This is a genomic window from Nocardioides sp. zg-1230 (genome assembly GCF_013155335.1).
Lineage (GTDB): Bacteria > Actinomycetota > Actinomycetes > Propionibacteriales > Nocardioidaceae > Nocardioides.
This window is the reverse complement of the sequence record NZ_JABJQZ010000004.1, coordinates 581582-596296: the sequence shown is the minus strand read 5'-3', so window position 1 is coordinate 596296 and position 14715 is coordinate 581582. Positions and strand designations below refer to the sequence as shown.

Here is a 14715-nt window from a genome sequence, read left to right as displayed (position 1 = left end):
GGCGCCGAGCCTACAAGCCTCACGGGATCGCGAGGTCACCCGTCGGGCGCACGCGCAGCCACCGGAAGCCGTAGCCGTCCAGCGCCACCCGCGTCGTGGCCGCGCCGGTGACCACCTCCTCGGCCATCAGGTCCACCGCCTCGAGGCCCTCGTCACGGGGGTCCACCGGTACGTCGACGACGACCGGCGCGCCGCCGAGGTTGTGCACCGTCACGACGGCGCTGCCGTCGAGCTGGCAGCGCTGCACCAGCACCTGGGCCGACGGCTGCTCGACCACGCTCCACGAGCCCCACCCCAGCTCGGGACAGGTGCGCCGGATGCTGATGAGCTTGCGCATGAAGCTCCACAGCGACTCCGGGTCGTGCATCTGCGAGACGACGTTGACGTGCTCGGGACCGTAGGCGTCCGGCACGACTCGCTGCACGAGTCGCGAGGGTGCGGCGGTGGAGAAACCGCCGTTGCGCCCGCTGCTCCACTGCATCGGCGTGCGCACGGCCATCCGCCCGTCGGCCTCGAGGTCCTCCCCCATGCCGATCTCCTCGCCGTAGTAGATCGTCGGGGTGCCGGGCAGCGAGAACATCAGGCTGTAGGCCATCCGGATCCGGCGCGGGTCGCCCCCGAGCATGGTAGGGAGGCGCCGCTTGAGGCCGCGGTCGTAGACCTGCATCTCCTTCTCCGGCCCGAAGGCGGCGAAGACCTCCTGGCGCTCCGCGTCGCTGATCTTGTCGAGGGTGAGCTCGTCGTGGTTGCGCAGGAACGTCGCCCACTGGCAGGTCGCCTCGATGGCCGGGCGCTGATCGAGCGCCGTGACGAGCGGGGCGGCGTCCTCGCGGGCCAGCGCGAGGTAGGTCGCCTGCATCCCGATGAAGTCGAACTGCATCTGCAGCTCGTCGGCCGCCGAGCCGCCGAAGAACTCCAGCTGCTGGGGGTGCTCGAGGTTGACCTCGCCGAGCATCATCGCGTGGCCGGCGCGACGGTTGAGGAAGCTGCGGATGGTGCGCATGAGCTCGTGGGGGTCGACGACCAGCGCGGGGTCGCCGATGTTCTTCGCGTTCTGTTCCAGGAACGGGATGCCGTCGACCCGGAACCCGTCGAAGCCGAGCTCCAGCCAGAAGCCGACGACCCGCAGCACCTCGTCGACCACCTCCGGGTTGGCGAGGTTGAGGTCGGGCTGGTGCTTGTAGAAGTTGTGGAGGTACCACTCCCCCGTGCGGTCGTCGAGCTCCCAGATGGAGTCCTCCCGGTCGGGGAAGACGACCAGCTCGGACGTGTCCGGCGGTTCGGTGTCGCGCCACACGTAGTGGTCGCGGTAGCGGTTGGTCGTGCTGCGCCGCGCCGCCTGGAACCACGGGTGCCGATCCGAGGTGTGGTTGACCACGAGGTCGGCGATCACGTTGATGCCGCGGTCGTGCGCGGTGCGGATCACCTCGACCAGCTGGCCGTGGTTGCCCAGGCGCGGGTCGACGCCGTAGAAGTCGGTCAGGTCGTAGCCGTCGTCGCGGTCGGGGCTGGGGTAGAACGGCATCAGCCACAGGCAGGTGATGCCCAGCTCGGCGAGGTAGTCGATGCGCTGCGCCAGGCCCTCCAGGTCACCGGTGCCATCGCCGTCGGCGTCGTAGAACGTCTCGACGTCGAGGCAGTAGATCACCGCGCTCTTCCACCACAGGTCACTCGTGTCGGTCACTCTCACCGGACCCACACAAGCAGACCCCGGAGGTCGGCGTCAGCCCCGCAGGGCGGGGAGGACGTGCTCGCCGAAGGTGTCGAGGAAGCCTGCCTGCTCCTGGCCGACGAAGTGGAGGTAGACGTCGTCGAAGCCGACGGACGCGAGCTCGGCGATCCGGTCGCGGTGCCACCCGAGGTCCTCCGACACCTCCACGGAGCGGCGTACGCCGTCGATGCCGACGTGCTCGGCCATGACGTCGAACGCCTCCGGGGTCTCGGTGTCCCAGTTGACCGGCTCGGTGAAGACGTTGGTGCGCCACTGGTCGAGGGCGATGGCCTCCGCCTCCTCCCGCGTCGGCGCCCACGACAGGTGGACCTGGAGGGACAGCGGCCCTCGCCCGCCGGCGTCGCGGTAGGCCGCCACGAGGTCCCGCAGGACGTCGACGGGCTGGTTGATGGTGACGAGGCCGTCGGCCCAGGCCGCCACCCGGGCGGCGGAGTCGACCGAGACGGCCGGGCCGATCAGGCGCGGCTGCACCTGCGGCAGGTCCCACAGACGGGCCCGGTCGACCCTCACCCGGCCGTCGTGGGTCACCTCCTCGCCGGCCAGGAGGCGGCGGATCACGTCGACGCACTCCTCGAGCCGACGCGTGCGCTCCTCCTTCGGGGGCCAGCGGTCGCCGGTGATGTGCTCGTTGCTGGCCTCGCCGCTGCCGAGGGCGGTCCAGAACCGCCCCGGGAACATCTCGGCCAGGGTGGCGATCTTCTGGGCGACGACGGCGGGGTGGTAGCGCTGGCCGGGCGCGCATACGCAGCCGAGCTCGAGCTGCGTCGTGGCCAGCGCGGCCCCCAGCCAGCCCCAGGCGTAGCCCGAGTGGCCCTGGCGGGTGCCCCACGGGGCGATGTGGTCGGAGCACATGGCCATGTCGAACCCGGCCCGCTCGGCCTGCTGGACGTCGGTGAGCAGCCGCGAGGGCGCGATCTGCTCGTGGGAGGCGTGGAACCCGAGGCGCATCTGGCCACCGTAGCCGGGTCAACCACCCCGGACGATGCGCCGGACGCGCTCCCAGCGCTCCTTGACCCCGGCCTCGGCGCCGAGCGACGTCGGTCGGTAGTAGCTGACGTCGGCGAGGACGTCGGGGAGGTACTGCTGCTCGGCCACGCCGAAGGGTTCGTCGTGCGGGTAGGCGTAGCCCTTGCCGTGACCGAGGTCCTTGGCCCCTCCGTAGTGCGCGTCGCGCAGGTGGGCGGGCACCTGGCCGATCTTGCCGGCCCGCACGTCGCCGATGGCCGCGTCGATCGCCGTGATCACGGCATTGGACTTGGGCGCCACGGCGAGGTGGATGGTGGCCTGGGCGAGGTTGATCCTGGCCTCGGGCATCCCGATCAGCTGCACGGCCTGCGCCGCGGCGACGGCCGCCTGCAGCGCTGTCGGGTCGGCCAGGCCGACGTCCTCGCTCGCGTGCACGACAAGGCGGCGGGCGATGAACCGCGGGTCCTCCCCCGCCTCGATCATCCGCGCGAGGTAGTGCAGCGCGGCGTCGGGGTCGGAGCCGCGGATCGACTTGATGAACGCGGAGATGACGTCGTAGTGCTGGTCACCCTGGCGGTCGTAGCGCACCGCCGCCTGGTCCACGGCCGTCTCGGCCGTGGCCAGGTCGATCGCCGCGAGACCGTTGCTCGCCGCAGCGCCCGCGGCCGCCTCGAGGTAGGTCAGGGCACGTCGGGCATCCCCGCCGGCGAGGCGTACGAGGTGGGCGCGGGCGTCCTCGTCGAGGGTGGTCGTGCCCCCGAGGCCGCGCTCGTCCGCCAGTGCCTCGTCGATGACCTGCGCGACGTCGTCGTCGGTGAGCGACTGCAACCGCAGCAGCAGGCTGCGCGACAGCAGCGGGCTGATGACGGAGAAGAAGGGGTTCTCCGTGGTGGCGGCGATCAGCGTGACCCACCGGTTCTCCACCCCAGGCAGCAACGCGTCCTGCTGGGCCTTGGTGAAGCGGTGCACCTCGTCGACGAACAGGACGGTCTCCTGGCCGCCCCGGGCGAGCTCGGCGCGAGCGCCGTCGATCGCGGCCCGCACCTCCTTGACGCCGGCGGCGACGGCTGACACCTCCACGAACCGGCGCCGCGTCTGCTGGCTCACGATCGCCGCGATGGTGGTCTTGCCGGTGCCGGGGGGTCCCCACAGCAGCAGCGACATCGACTGGTCGCCCTCGATCAGCCGGCGCAGCGGTGAGCCCGCGGCCCGCAGCTGTTGCTGGCCGACGAGCTCGTCGATCGTGCGGGGACGCATCCGCACGGCCAGCGGCGCCGAGGCGTGGGTGTTGGCGCCGAGCGAACCGGCGCTGGGTACGGCTCCGGGCGCGGGTTGCCCCGCGCCCGGAATCTCGAACAAGCCGTCCACGCCGGGAAGTATCCCCGACGGTGTCAGGCGTGGCCTCAGGCCCCCGTCGTCTGCTTCGACTCCAGGTCGTACCAGGTCTTCTCGTAGCCCGGGATGGTGAGCTGCTCGTTGGTCGGCGTGGCCCCCGGCACCGGGCTGCCCTGGTCGTCGACGGCGAGCAGGTCGGTGGTGACCGGCGTCGCCGGGTGGGCACCGAGCTCACCGGCGAAGTGGCAGGCCACCTTGTGGCGCTTGCCGATCTGCAGCAGCGGCGGCTCGACCTTCGCGCAGATCTCCTGGGCGAACTGGCACCGGGTGCGGAAACGGCATCCCGACGGCGGGTTGATCGGGCTGGGCACGTCGCCCTCGAGCCGGATCCGCTCGCGCCGGCCACCGATCGCGGCCTGCTTCACGTCGGGCACCGCCGACAGGAGGGCCTGGGTGTAGGGGTGGTGCGCGTGGCCGTAGATGGTCTCGCGGTCGCCGATCTCGACGATCTTGCCGAGGTACATCACCGCCACCTCGGGGCAGAAGTGACGCACGACCGCCAGGTCGTGGGCGATGAAGAGGAACGCGATGTCGAACTCCTTCTGCAGGTCCTGCAGGAGGTTGACGACCTGCGCCTGGATCGACACGTCGAGCGCGGAGACCGGCTCGTCGGCCACCAGGAGCTTGGGGTTGAGCGTGAGGGCCCGGGCGATGCCGATGCGCTGGCGCTGGCCGCCGGAGAACTCGTTGGGGTAGCGGTTGTAGTGCTCCGGGTTGAGGCCCACCACCTCGAGCAGCTCCTGCACCCTCGACAGGATCTTGTTCTTCGGCACGATGTTGTGGACCGCGAGCGGTGCCCCGACGATCGAGCCGACGGTGTGGCGGGGGTTGAGCGAGGTGTAGGGGTCCTGGAAGATCATCTGGACGTCGCGGCGCAGCGGCCTCATCTCCCGGTTGGAGATCTTGGCGAGGTCCTTGCCCTCGAACATCATCGACCCACCGGTCGGCGTGTAGAGGCGCGTGATGAGCCGCCCGGTCGTGGACTTGCCGCACCCGGACTCGCCCACGAGGCCGAGCGAGCCGCCGCGCGGGACCTGGAACGACACCCCGTCCACGGCCTGCACGTGGCCGACCGTGCGCCGGACGAGGCCGGACGACTTCACGGGGAAGTACATCTTGAGGTTGTCGACGCTGATGATCGGCTCGGCGTCCGGGTCGAGCTCGGTGGCGACGTGCCCGTGCTCCGCGAGCGCGTGGAAGTCCGGCGACTCCTCAGCGATCTCGTGGTCGTCGACCACGTCGGTGTGGTGCGACAGGTCGCGCTCGCCCGTCTCCGCCGCGTTGGCACCGATCTCGCTGGCGTCGACCGCCACCTTCGCGTTGGGGTCCTGGCTCATCGGGTCTCCTCGGCGAGGTCGGGGGCGATCTCCGGGAGCACTTCCGTCTGGTAGATCTCCTGGGGATTGGGCAGGTGGCACCGCTTGAGGTGACCGGCGCGGTTGCTGGCCGGCGTCAGCTCCGGGAGCTGGGTGACGCACAGGTCACCGGGCACCTTGTCCCGGTGTGCGCACCGGGGGTGGAAGGAGCAGCCCGACGGCGGCTTGAGCAGGCTCGGCGGGTTGCCCGGGATCGGGATGAGGCGCGCGTCGGTGGACGCACCGACCTCGGGGATGCTCGACAGCAGGCCCCACGAGTAGGGCATCTCCGGCTTGGTGAGGATCTCCTTGGTGGTCCCGAACTCCACGCAGCGACCGGCGTACATCACGAGCACGTCGTCGGCCATCTCGGCGATGACGCCGAGGTCGTGGGTGATGATGATGACCGCCGAGTTGAACTCGCGCTGCAGGTCCTGGAGCAGGTCGAGGATCTGCGCCTGCACCGTCACGTCGAGCGCGGTGGTGGGCTCGTCGGCGATGAGAAGCGACGGGTCGTTGATCAGGCCCATGGCGATCATGGCGCGCTGCCGCATGCCGCCGGAGAACTGGTGGGGGAAGTCGTCGACACGACGGTCCGGCTGCGGGATGCCGACGCGGTCGAGCATCTCGATCGCCCTACGGCGCGCGTCGCGCTTCGACGCCTTGGGGTGGTGCATCGAGTAGGCCTCGGCGAGCTGGTCGCCGACCCGGTAGAACGGGTGCAGCGCGGCCAGGGCGTCCTGGAAGATCATCGCCATCGAGTTGCCGCGCAGCTTGCGCATGCGGTTCTCGGCGAGCCCGACGACCTCGGTGCCGCCCACCCGGATGGAGCCGGTGATCTCGCTGGACTTCGCGTCGTGCAGGCCCATCACCGCCATGCTGGAGACGGACTTGCCGGATCCGGACTCGCCCACGATGCCGAGCGTCTTGCCCAGCTCGACCGAGTAGCTCAGTCCCTTCACGGCCTGCACGGGTCCGTCCTGCGTCGGGAAGGTCACCGTGAGGTCCTCCACCTGGAGGAACGGGCCGTCGACGTCGCTGGCGGTCGCGGCGGAAGAGGGGGACGTGATGGTCACGAGAGCCTCACTCGGGGGTCGAGAATGCTGTAGACGACGTCGACGACGATGTTGGAGATGATCAGCACTGCGGCGCCGAACAGGGCGGTGGCCGAGACCACGGGCAGGTCACGCTGGGAGACCGCCTGGAGGGCCCAGAGCCCGATCCCGTCGATGTCGAAGATCCTCTCGGTGAAGATGGTACCGGCCAGCAGGGTGCCGAACTCGATGCCGAAGATGGTGATGACGGGGACGAGCGCGGCGCGCAGGCCGTGCTTGTAGACCACCGAGTTGGACGTCAGGCCCTTGGACTTCGCCGTGCGGATGTAGTCCTCGTTGAGCACCTCCACCATCGACCCGCGGGAGTAGCGGGTGTACTGGGTGCATCCGAAGGCGCCCAGCGCCAGCCAGGCCAGAAGCATGCCGCTGAACCACTTCGCTGGGTTGTCGGTGATCGGGAAGTAGCCGGTCTCGGCGAAGAGGGGTATCTCCCAGCTGATGGTGAGGAACAACCACGTCAGCAGGGCGAACAGGTAGTAGGGGATGGAGGAGATGACCAGGAAGCTCGAGACGAGTGCCTTGTCGGCCAGGGTCCCGCGTCTTCGGGCCGCGGCGACGCCGATGGGGATGCCGAGGGCGAGGTAGAGGAACGCGCCGCCGATGGCCACCGAGAAGGTGGCGGGCATCCGGGTCTTCATCTCCTCGAACACCGGAGCCTTGGTCCGGTAGGAGTAGCCCAGGCACGGGGCGTCGCACTGGAACTTGGTCGTGCTGCCGAACTGGATCTCGCGGCCGGCCACGACACCCTTCATGAACTTGCCGTACTCCTCGTACCACTCGTTGTTGAAGCCGAGGTTCTCGCGGAACACCTCGAGGCGCGCCGGGGTGCAGCGGTTGCTGGTGTCGTTGTCGCAGATCGTCTGGGCGGGCTCGGACGGTCCGTACCAGAAGAGCAGGAACACGCTCATCGAGATGAGGAACAGGACGACCACGCCCGAGAGCAGGCGCTTGACGACATAGGCGAACACGAGGGTTTCCCTCCGGGGGTTGTGAGCAGCTGCCGGCTGCGCCGGACACACGGTGATGTGGGGGCCCCGGGTCACGGGGCCCCCACACCGGGTGGAGCAGGGTCGACTCTGTCAGTCAGTCGACCACAGGATCAGGACGACGTCACTGAGCGACGTAGAGATCCTTGTAGTTGGGCGCGCCGAGGGCACCGTCACCGGTCGGGTTCCCGATCTTCTCGCCGAAGGCGAACAGGTCGTTGCGGAACGCGGTCGGGATGATCGGGTAGTACTCGGTCGCGATCTCCTCGTCGAGGGCACCCCAGGCGTCGGGCTGCTCCTCGAGCTCCATGGTGCCGATCTCGTCCATCTTCTCGTCGATGGCCGGCTCGGAGAACTGCGCCGTGTTGTAGGTGGCGTCAGTGCGGAGCAGGGCGGGGATCATCGTGGAGCCGGACGGCCAGTCCGAGCACCAGTTGACGCCACGGAGGTTGAGCTTCTTGTTGATCTTGTTGTCCGGGTCGGTCCAGATCGTGTAGAGCGAGGTCTCGATCGGGACGGGGTAGGACGTGACCTTGAAGCCGGAGTCGGTGAGACCCTTCTCGATCTGCTTCTGGGCAGCCTCGACGGTCGGCGAGCCGGTGTTGTAGGCCATGTGGATCTCGAAGCCCTCCTCGCCGGCCTCGGCCAGGAGCTCCTTCGCCTTCTCGGGCTGGTAGGTGATCTGCTCGCCGTCGACCTGGTAGTCGGACTTGCCCGCCATGCCGGGAGGCATGATCGAGTTCGCCGGGACGCGGGTCACGCCGGGGACCTCACCGGAGGCCTGCCACACGCTCTCGTACGGGTAGGCGTACGCCAGGGCCTTGCGGATCTCCGGGGTCGTCTTGGTGTAGTCCGGCGCCCAGAAGCTGGTGCACTGGGCCGACTGCTGCACGAGCCGCTCGCCGAGCTCGGAGTTGAACTTGGCGTAGTTCTCGGCGGTGATGCTGGCCGAGAGGGCGGTCTGCGACTCGGTGTTGCCGCTGAGCATCAGCTCGTCGGTCTGGGTCGGGTCGGCAGCGAACTTGAAGATCCACTTGTCGGCGTACTGGTGACGGGCCGGGTCGGAGTCGGCCACCCAGGCGTCGTTCTTGACGAGCACGAGCTCCTCGCTCGGGCGGAACGACTCGACCTTGTAGGGGCCGGTCGACAGCGGGCTGCGACCGTACTCCGGCGGGTCGGAGACCTTGCCGAGCGGGGCCGGGCCCATCGCCATGAAGGCGCCCCAGTAGTCCATGTCCGGGAACGGCATGGACATCTTGATGGTCACCGTGCGGGCGTCCTCGTCGAAGGTGATGCCCTTCGGCTCCTTGCCCTTGTCGGTGTAGGGGCCCTTGTAGTCCTCGGCGTCGAGGAAGTAGTGCACGGAGTACTCGGTGCCGGGACCGGACGGGAAGGCCTCGGAGTCGAGCGAGCGCTCGATGCCCCAGGCGACCTCCTCCGCGGTGATCGGCTTGCCGTCCTCCCACGTGGCGTCCTCACGGATGGTGAAGGTCCACTCCGTGAAGTCCTCGTTGGGCTGGCCCAGGTCGGTGGCCAGGTCGGGGACGAGGATCATCTCGCCGGACTCGTTGTCACGGGCGTACTGGGTCAGCGAGCGGTGCGTCAGCGCCTGCTGGATCGAGTTGCCGGTGACCGACCAGCCGTTGGTCGGGTCGAGGTCCTCGGGGCCCGGGTCGTCCGGCAGGTACACCGTGATGGTGCCGCCGGCCGACGCGCCCTCGACCTCGGGCGCGGGGCCTTGGCGCTCCGCGTCCTTCGCGATGGTCTCCGAAGCATCCTGGAAACCCTCGCTGCCGCTGCCGCCGCTGCCCTCGTCGTCGTTCCCGCCGCCGCCACCACAGGCGGCGAGGGTCACGAGCGCGGCGCTGGTGGCGAGTGCTGCCGCCGCCTTGGTCCGTCTCATTGTCCAGCCTTTCGTTGTTGTTCGCACACCGGAAGCGCCCGGGTGACGTGTGGAGGGAGGACCCGCCTCAGCGGCGGGTCTTCGGGTCGAACGCGTCTCGAACCGCGTCGCCCAGGAGGTTGAGGGCCAGGACCAGCGCCACGACGCCGATCAGGGGCTCCCAGAGGTAGAGGGGGTAGTTGCTCCAGTAGGGCACCGCGTTGGCGATGGTCTGGCCCCACGAGGCGCTGCCGGTCACGCCGATGCCGAGGAAGGCCAGGCCGGCCTCTGCCGCCACGAACGCCGGGAGCATCAGCGAGATGCTGATGACGATCGGCGCCGTGAGGTTGGGAAGCAGCTCGCGGAACAGGATGCGCCGGGTGGGCATGCCGAGCACGCGGGCGGCGTGGATGAACTCGCGCTCACGCAGCGAGAGCACCTCGCCGCGGATCAGGCGCGCCACCGTCATCCACCCGAACAGCGACAGGATGCCGATGAGCGAGGCGATCTGCACCGTCTCGTAGCTGTCGCTGGTGCCGAACCGGTCGATGATGATCGGCGCGATGGTCAGCGCGGCGAGCAGGAAGGGGATGGTGAGGAAGAAGTCGATGATGAACGACAGGATCTTGTCGACGACGCCACCGGCGAAGCCGGCGACCAGGCCGACGATGATGCCGGTCACCGAGGCGAACAGCGTCGCCGCGCCCGCGATCATGAGGGAGGTCCGGGCGCCGTAGATCCAGTGGGCCAGGTTGTCGGCACCGGTGCGCGGCGCGAGGCCGAAGGGGTGCTCGGGGTCGAAGGAGTGGAACGGCGGGCCCGTCTTCGGGTAGCCCACGCCGGGCTCGGCGAAGTTGCACTCGAGCACCTCGCACGCGCTGACCGTCTCGAGGTCGACGCCGAACGCCTTGGCGATCAGGTCGGCGAAGACCGCGACCAGGATGAAGAACAGCACGACGAGCGCGCAGACGACGGCGATCTTGTCCTTGCGCAGGCGGCCGAGTGCGATCTGCATCGGCGACTTGCCGGAGATCTCCTTGGCCTGCTTGCTGTTCGGGTCGGTGGTCTCCGGTCCGTCGCTCAGCGAGCCCAACGTCTCAGGCCCTGCGGTGTCTGCCGACATGCTCTCCCTATCTGGTTCGGGACCGTCCCAGGCACAGGTCCGGGGTGCCCCCGGGGTCCGTGCCGAGACGGGACTCTATGTGACCTACGACGCGTGGACGATCACCGACGGGTAACGATCCCGTTACGACGCGTTGTCCTTGCGGCCGCCCGTTGGCCGGGCAAACCTGCGGGGGATCACTCCCCCGGCGGGACGTCCTTCGCGGGCGTCGCGTCGACACCGGCTTCCTTGCGCTGCTCCGCCGTGATGGGGGCGGGCGCCGCCGTGAGCGGGTCGAAGCCGCCCCCGGACTTCGGGAACGCGATGACGTCGCGGATGGAGTCGGTGCCCGCCAGCAGCGCGACGATGCGGTCCATGCCGACGGCGATGCCGCCGTGCGGGGGCGCACCGAACTTGAAGGCGTCGAGCAGGAAGCCGAACTTCTCCTGCGCCTCGTCCTCGGACAGGCCCATCACTGCGAAGACGCGCTTCTGGACGTCGCCGCGGTGGATACGGATGGACCCGCCGCCGAGCTCGTTGCCGTTGCAGACGATGTCGTACGCGTAGGCGAGCGCGCTCCCCGGGTCGGTGTCGAAGGTGTCGACGAACTCCGGCTTGGGGCTGGTGAACGCGTGGTGCACCGCCGTCCACGCACCGGCGCCGACGGCGACGTCGCCGCTGGCGACCGCCTCCGAGCTCGGCTCGAACAGCGGGGCGTCGACGACCCAGGTGAAGGCGAAGGTGGAGTCGTCGAGCATGTCGCCGCGCCGGCCGATCTCGAGGCGGGCGGCGCCCAGCAGCGCGCGGCTGCTCTTGGTCGGCCCCGCGGCGAAGAAGATGCAGTCGCCGGGGCTGGCTCCGACGTGGGCGGCCAGGCCGTCGCGCTCGGCGTCGGTGAGGTTCTTCGCGGCCGGTCCGCCGAGCTCGCCGTCGTCGGCGATCGTGACGTACGCCAGGCCCTTGGCGCCGCGCTGCTTGGCCCAGTCCTGCCAGGCGTCGAACTGGCGGCGCGGCTGGCTGCCGCCTCCGGGCATCACGACGGCCCCGACGTAGTCGGCCTGGAACACGCGGAAGGTGGTGTCCTTGAAGTAGTCGGTGCACTCGACCAGCTCGAGGCCCATCCGGAGGTCGGGCTTGTCGGAGCCGTACCTCGCCATCGCGTCGGCGTACGTCATCCGCGGCAGCGGCCGCTCGATGGTGTGGCCGGCCTGCGCCCACATCGCCTCCAGGACGTCCTCCATCAGCGTGATGACGTCCTCCTGGTCCACGAAGCTCATCTCGATGTCGAGCTGGGTGAACTCGGGCTGGCGGTCGGCGCGGAAGTCCTCGTCGCGGTAGCAGCGCGCGATCTGGTAGTAGCGCTCCATGCCGCCGACCATCAGCAGCTGCTTGAACAGCTGCGGGCTCTGCGGCAGGGCGTACCAGCTGCCCGGAGCCAGGCGCGCGGGCACCAGGAAGTCGCGGGCACCCTCGGGGGTGGAGCGGGTCAGGGTCGGGGTCTCCACCTCGACGAAGTCACGGGCGTCGAGCACGTCGCGGGCAGCCTTGTTGATCTTGCTGCGCAGGCGCAGGGCGGCGTTGGGGCCCGAGCGGCGCAGGTCGAGGTAGCGGTGCTTGAGGCGCGCCTCCTCGCCCACCTCGCCGCCCTTGTGGCCGGACGCGTCGTCGATGGGGAACGGGAGCGGGTCGGAGCTGGAGAGCACCTCGACCTCGGTGGCGACGACCTCGATCTCGCCGGTGGCGAGGTTGGGGTTCTCGTTGCCTTCCTTGCGGGCGACGACCTCGCCCACCACCTTGAGGCAGAACTCGCTGCGGAGGCTGTGCGCGACGGCCTCGTCGCGCACGACGACCTGCACCACGCCGCTGCGCTCGCGGAGGTCCAGGAAGGCGACCCCGCCGTGATCGCGCCGACGCGCCACCCATCCGGCAAGGGTGACGGTCTGGCCGACGTGCTCGGCGCGCAGGGCGCCGGCGTCATGGGTGCGGATCACTGGTTCTCCTCTGGATCATGGGTGGTGCTGGGGGTCTCTACGGTGCTGACGATGGTGGGCCGGAGATCGTCCTCCGGCGGGGTCCAGGTGGCGGGGTCGGCGTCGACCTGCTCCCCGGTGCGGATGTCCTTGACCTGGTGGCTCTGCTGACCTGTTTCGGCGTCGGCCTGGAGGAACCAGACGTAGGGAATGCCGCGACGCTCGGCGAAGCGGATCTGCTTGCCGAACTTGGCCGGCGAGGGTGCCACCTCGCAGGCGATGTCGCGGGCCCGCAGTGCCGCGGCGACGCGGGTGCTGGCGGTGCGGTCGTCCTCGGTGTTGAGGGCGACGAGCACGACGCTCGGCACCGGGCGGCTGCCGGACAGGACGCCGTCGGAGATGAGGGGGATGAGGGTGCGCGAGACCCCGAAGGACACGCCGACGCCGGGATAGGTCGTACGACCGTCGCTGGCGAGCGCGTCGTAGCGCCCTCCCCCGCCGACGGACTTGAGCCGCTCGTAGCCCTCCATGAAGATCTCGACGACCGTGCCGGTGTAGTAGTCGAGGCCGCGCGCGATGCGCAGGTTGGCCTCCACGCCCACGGCGTCGCCGGCGACGGCACGACAGCCCTCGACGACGGCGGCCAGCTCCTCGAGGCCCTGGTCGAGCAGGTCGTCGGCGACACCGAGCGCACGGACCCGCTCGACGAAGGAGGTGTCCTCGACGCGGATGGTGGCCAGCTCGAGGCACCGCTGCGCCTGCTCCGGGGTGGCGCCGACTCGCTCGACGAGCATCGTGGCGACCTCGTCGGCGGGGAGCTTGTCGAGCTTGTCGATCACCCGGATGGCGTCGGTGACGTCGTCGATGCCGAGACCGCGGTAGAAGCCCTGGATGAGCTTGCGGTTGTTGAACTGGAACGACACCCGCGGGATCGGCAGCCGGCGGAGGGCGTCGACCATCACCGCCATCACCTCGACGTCGTGGTGGAAGGGCAGCTCGTCGCGGCCCACGATGTCGACGTCGGCCTGCGTGAACTGCCGGTAGCGCCCCTCCTGCGGCCGCTCGCCACGCCACGCGGGCTGCACCTGGAAGCGCCGGAAGGGGAACTCGAGGTGGCCGGCGTGCTCGAGGACGTAGCGCGCGAAGGGCACCGTGAGGTCGAAGTGGAGGCCGAGCTCGGCCCGGGCGTCGGGCTCGGCGGCGATGCGCTGGAGGACGTAGATCTCCTTGTCGACCTCGCCGCCCTTGGCCAGGCGCTCGATCGGCTCGACGACGCGCGTCTCGATGTTGGCGAAGCCGTGCAGCTCGAACGTGCGCGAGACCGAGGCGACCACCTCGCGCTCGACGGCACGCTGGGCAGGCAGCAGCTCGGGGAACCCGCTCAGCGGGGCGATCTTGCTCATGCGGGGTCCCTGCGGCGTTGTTCGGAGGAGCGGAGCGGGGGAGAAGAACGTCGTGGGGTGTTCATCAACGGTCCTGGGGAAGGTCTTGGAGGAAGGGGTTCGTGGCGCGCTCGCGCCCGATCGAGGTCTGCTCGCCGTGGCCGGGGAGGACGACGACGTCGTCGGCGAGCGGCAGCACCTTGTGGGCCAGGCTGCGCAGCATCGTGGCGTGGTCGCCACCGGGCAGGTCGGTGCGCCCGATCGAGCCGGCGAAGAGCAGGTCGCCGGAGAACATCAGCTCCGACACGTCCTGCTGGGCGTACGGAGTCCGGAACGTCACCGATCCTTCGGTGTGGCCCGGCGTGTGGTCGACCACGAACCTCAGCCCCGCGAGCTCGAGCTCGGCGAGGTCGCCCAGCTCGCGCACGTCGTCGGGCTCGGCCCACGTGTAGTCGCCACCGAGCAGCATCTGGGTGGTCTCCGGGCTCATCCCGGCCATCGGGTCGGACAGCAGGTGCCGGTCGGACGGGTGGATCCACGCCGTGGCGTCGTAGGTGCCCGCGACCGGGGCCACGCACCACATGTGGTCGACGTGACCGTGGGTGACCAGCACGCTCACCGGCTTGAGCCGGTGCTCGCGGACGACCTGGTCGACGCCTGCCGCGGCGTCTTTGCCCGGATCGATGACCACGCACTCCGACCCGGGACCCGTCGCCACGACGTAGCAGTTGGTCCCCCAGGGTCCGGCGGGGAAGCCGGCGATGAACACGGGCGTCAGTCCTTGCTGGTCGTCGTAGCTCTGCTTGCGGTGGGAAGCCTACCGAGGGCCG

Annotated in this window: 11 protein-coding genes; all 11 read right to left on the bottom strand. The window is 69.8% G+C overall.

The features are described 5' to 3' along the window. Positions 1 to 19: 19 nt before the first annotated feature. On the bottom strand, positions 20 to 1690 hold the full coding sequence (locus HOO61_RS14755) for an alpha-amylase family glycosyl hydrolase (RefSeq protein WP_172259644.1): 1671 nt from the start codon (positions 1688 to 1690) through the stop codon (positions 20 to 22). 33 nt (positions 1691 to 1723) lie between these two features. Then, positions 1724 to 2680, bottom strand: coding sequence for a TIGR03885 family FMN-dependent LLM class oxidoreductase (locus HOO61_RS14750; protein WP_172259642.1), 957 nt, complete (start codon positions 2678 to 2680; stop codon positions 1724 to 1726). A gap of 18 nt (positions 2681 to 2698) precedes the next feature. Continuing rightward, on the bottom strand, positions 2699 to 4057 hold the full coding sequence (locus HOO61_RS14745; protein WP_253942483.1) for a replication-associated recombination protein A: 1359 nt from the start codon (positions 4055 to 4057) through the stop codon (positions 2699 to 2701). Between the two features lie 44 nt (positions 4058 to 4101). After that, a complete protein-coding gene (locus HOO61_RS14740) occupies positions 4102 to 5430 on the bottom strand; it encodes an ABC transporter ATP-binding protein (RefSeq protein WP_172259640.1) in 1329 nt (442 codons plus the stop codon). After that, positions 5427 to 6524, bottom strand: coding sequence for an ABC transporter ATP-binding protein (locus HOO61_RS14735; RefSeq protein WP_367650188.1), 1098 nt, complete (start codon positions 6522 to 6524; stop codon positions 5427 to 5429). The genes HOO61_RS14740 and HOO61_RS14735 overlap by 4 nt, the downstream gene beginning before the upstream one ends. Then, positions 6521 to 7531: an ABC transporter permease gene (locus HOO61_RS14730; RefSeq protein ID WP_172259638.1), complete on the bottom strand. Its 1011-nt coding sequence runs from the start codon at positions 7529 to 7531 to the stop codon at positions 6521 to 6523. Before HOO61_RS14730 ends, HOO61_RS14735 begins: the two co-directional genes overlap by 4 nt. Before the next feature lie 142 nt (positions 7532 to 7673). Continuing rightward, positions 7674 to 9452, bottom strand: coding sequence for an ABC transporter substrate-binding protein (locus tag HOO61_RS14725; protein ID WP_172259636.1), 1779 nt, complete (start codon positions 9450 to 9452; stop codon positions 7674 to 7676). 67 nt (positions 9453 to 9519) lie between these two features. Continuing rightward, positions 9520 to 10554, bottom strand: a complete 1035-nt coding sequence (locus HOO61_RS14720; protein ID WP_172259634.1) for an ABC transporter permease — start codon at positions 10552 to 10554, stop codon at positions 9520 to 9522. A 176-nt stretch (positions 10555 to 10730) separates the two neighbouring features. Next, a complete protein-coding gene (aspS, locus tag HOO61_RS14715; protein ID WP_172259632.1) occupies positions 10731 to 12524 on the bottom strand; it encodes an aspartate--tRNA ligase in 1794 nt (597 codons plus the stop codon). Next, positions 12521 to 13906: a histidine--tRNA ligase gene (hisS, locus tag HOO61_RS14710; RefSeq protein ID WP_172259630.1), complete on the bottom strand. Its 1386-nt coding sequence runs from the start codon at positions 13904 to 13906 to the stop codon at positions 12521 to 12523. The genes aspS and hisS overlap by 4 nt, the downstream gene beginning before the upstream one ends. A 64-nt stretch (positions 13907 to 13970) precedes the next feature. Further along, positions 13971 to 14654: an MBL fold metallo-hydrolase gene (locus HOO61_RS14705; RefSeq protein ID WP_172259628.1), complete on the bottom strand. Its 684-nt coding sequence runs from the start codon at positions 14652 to 14654 to the stop codon at positions 13971 to 13973. Positions 14655 to 14715 lie beyond the last annotated feature (61 nt).

What these genes read in the sequence shown, in the direction of transcription:
- HOO61_RS14725 (WP_172259636.1), bottom strand. Translation starts at nt 9,452, where the DNA reads ATGAGACGGACCAAGGCGGCGGCAGCACTCGCCACCAGCGCCGCGCTC.
- HOO61_RS14750 (WP_172259642.1), bottom strand. Translation starts at nt 2,680, where the DNA reads ATGCGCCTCGGGTTCCACGCCTCCCACGAGCAGATCGCGCCCTCGCGG.
- HOO61_RS14720 (WP_172259634.1), bottom strand. Translation starts at nt 10,554, where the DNA reads ATGTCGGCAGACACCGCAGGGCCTGAGACGTTGGGCTCGCTGAGCGAC.
- hisS (WP_172259630.1), bottom strand. Translation starts at nt 13,906, where the DNA reads ATGAGCAAGATCGCCCCGCTGAGCGGGTTCCCCGAGCTGCTGCCTGCC.
- HOO61_RS14740 (WP_172259640.1), bottom strand. Translation starts at nt 5,430, where the DNA reads ATGAGCCAGGACCCCAACGCGAAGGTGGCGGTCGACGCCAGCGAGATC.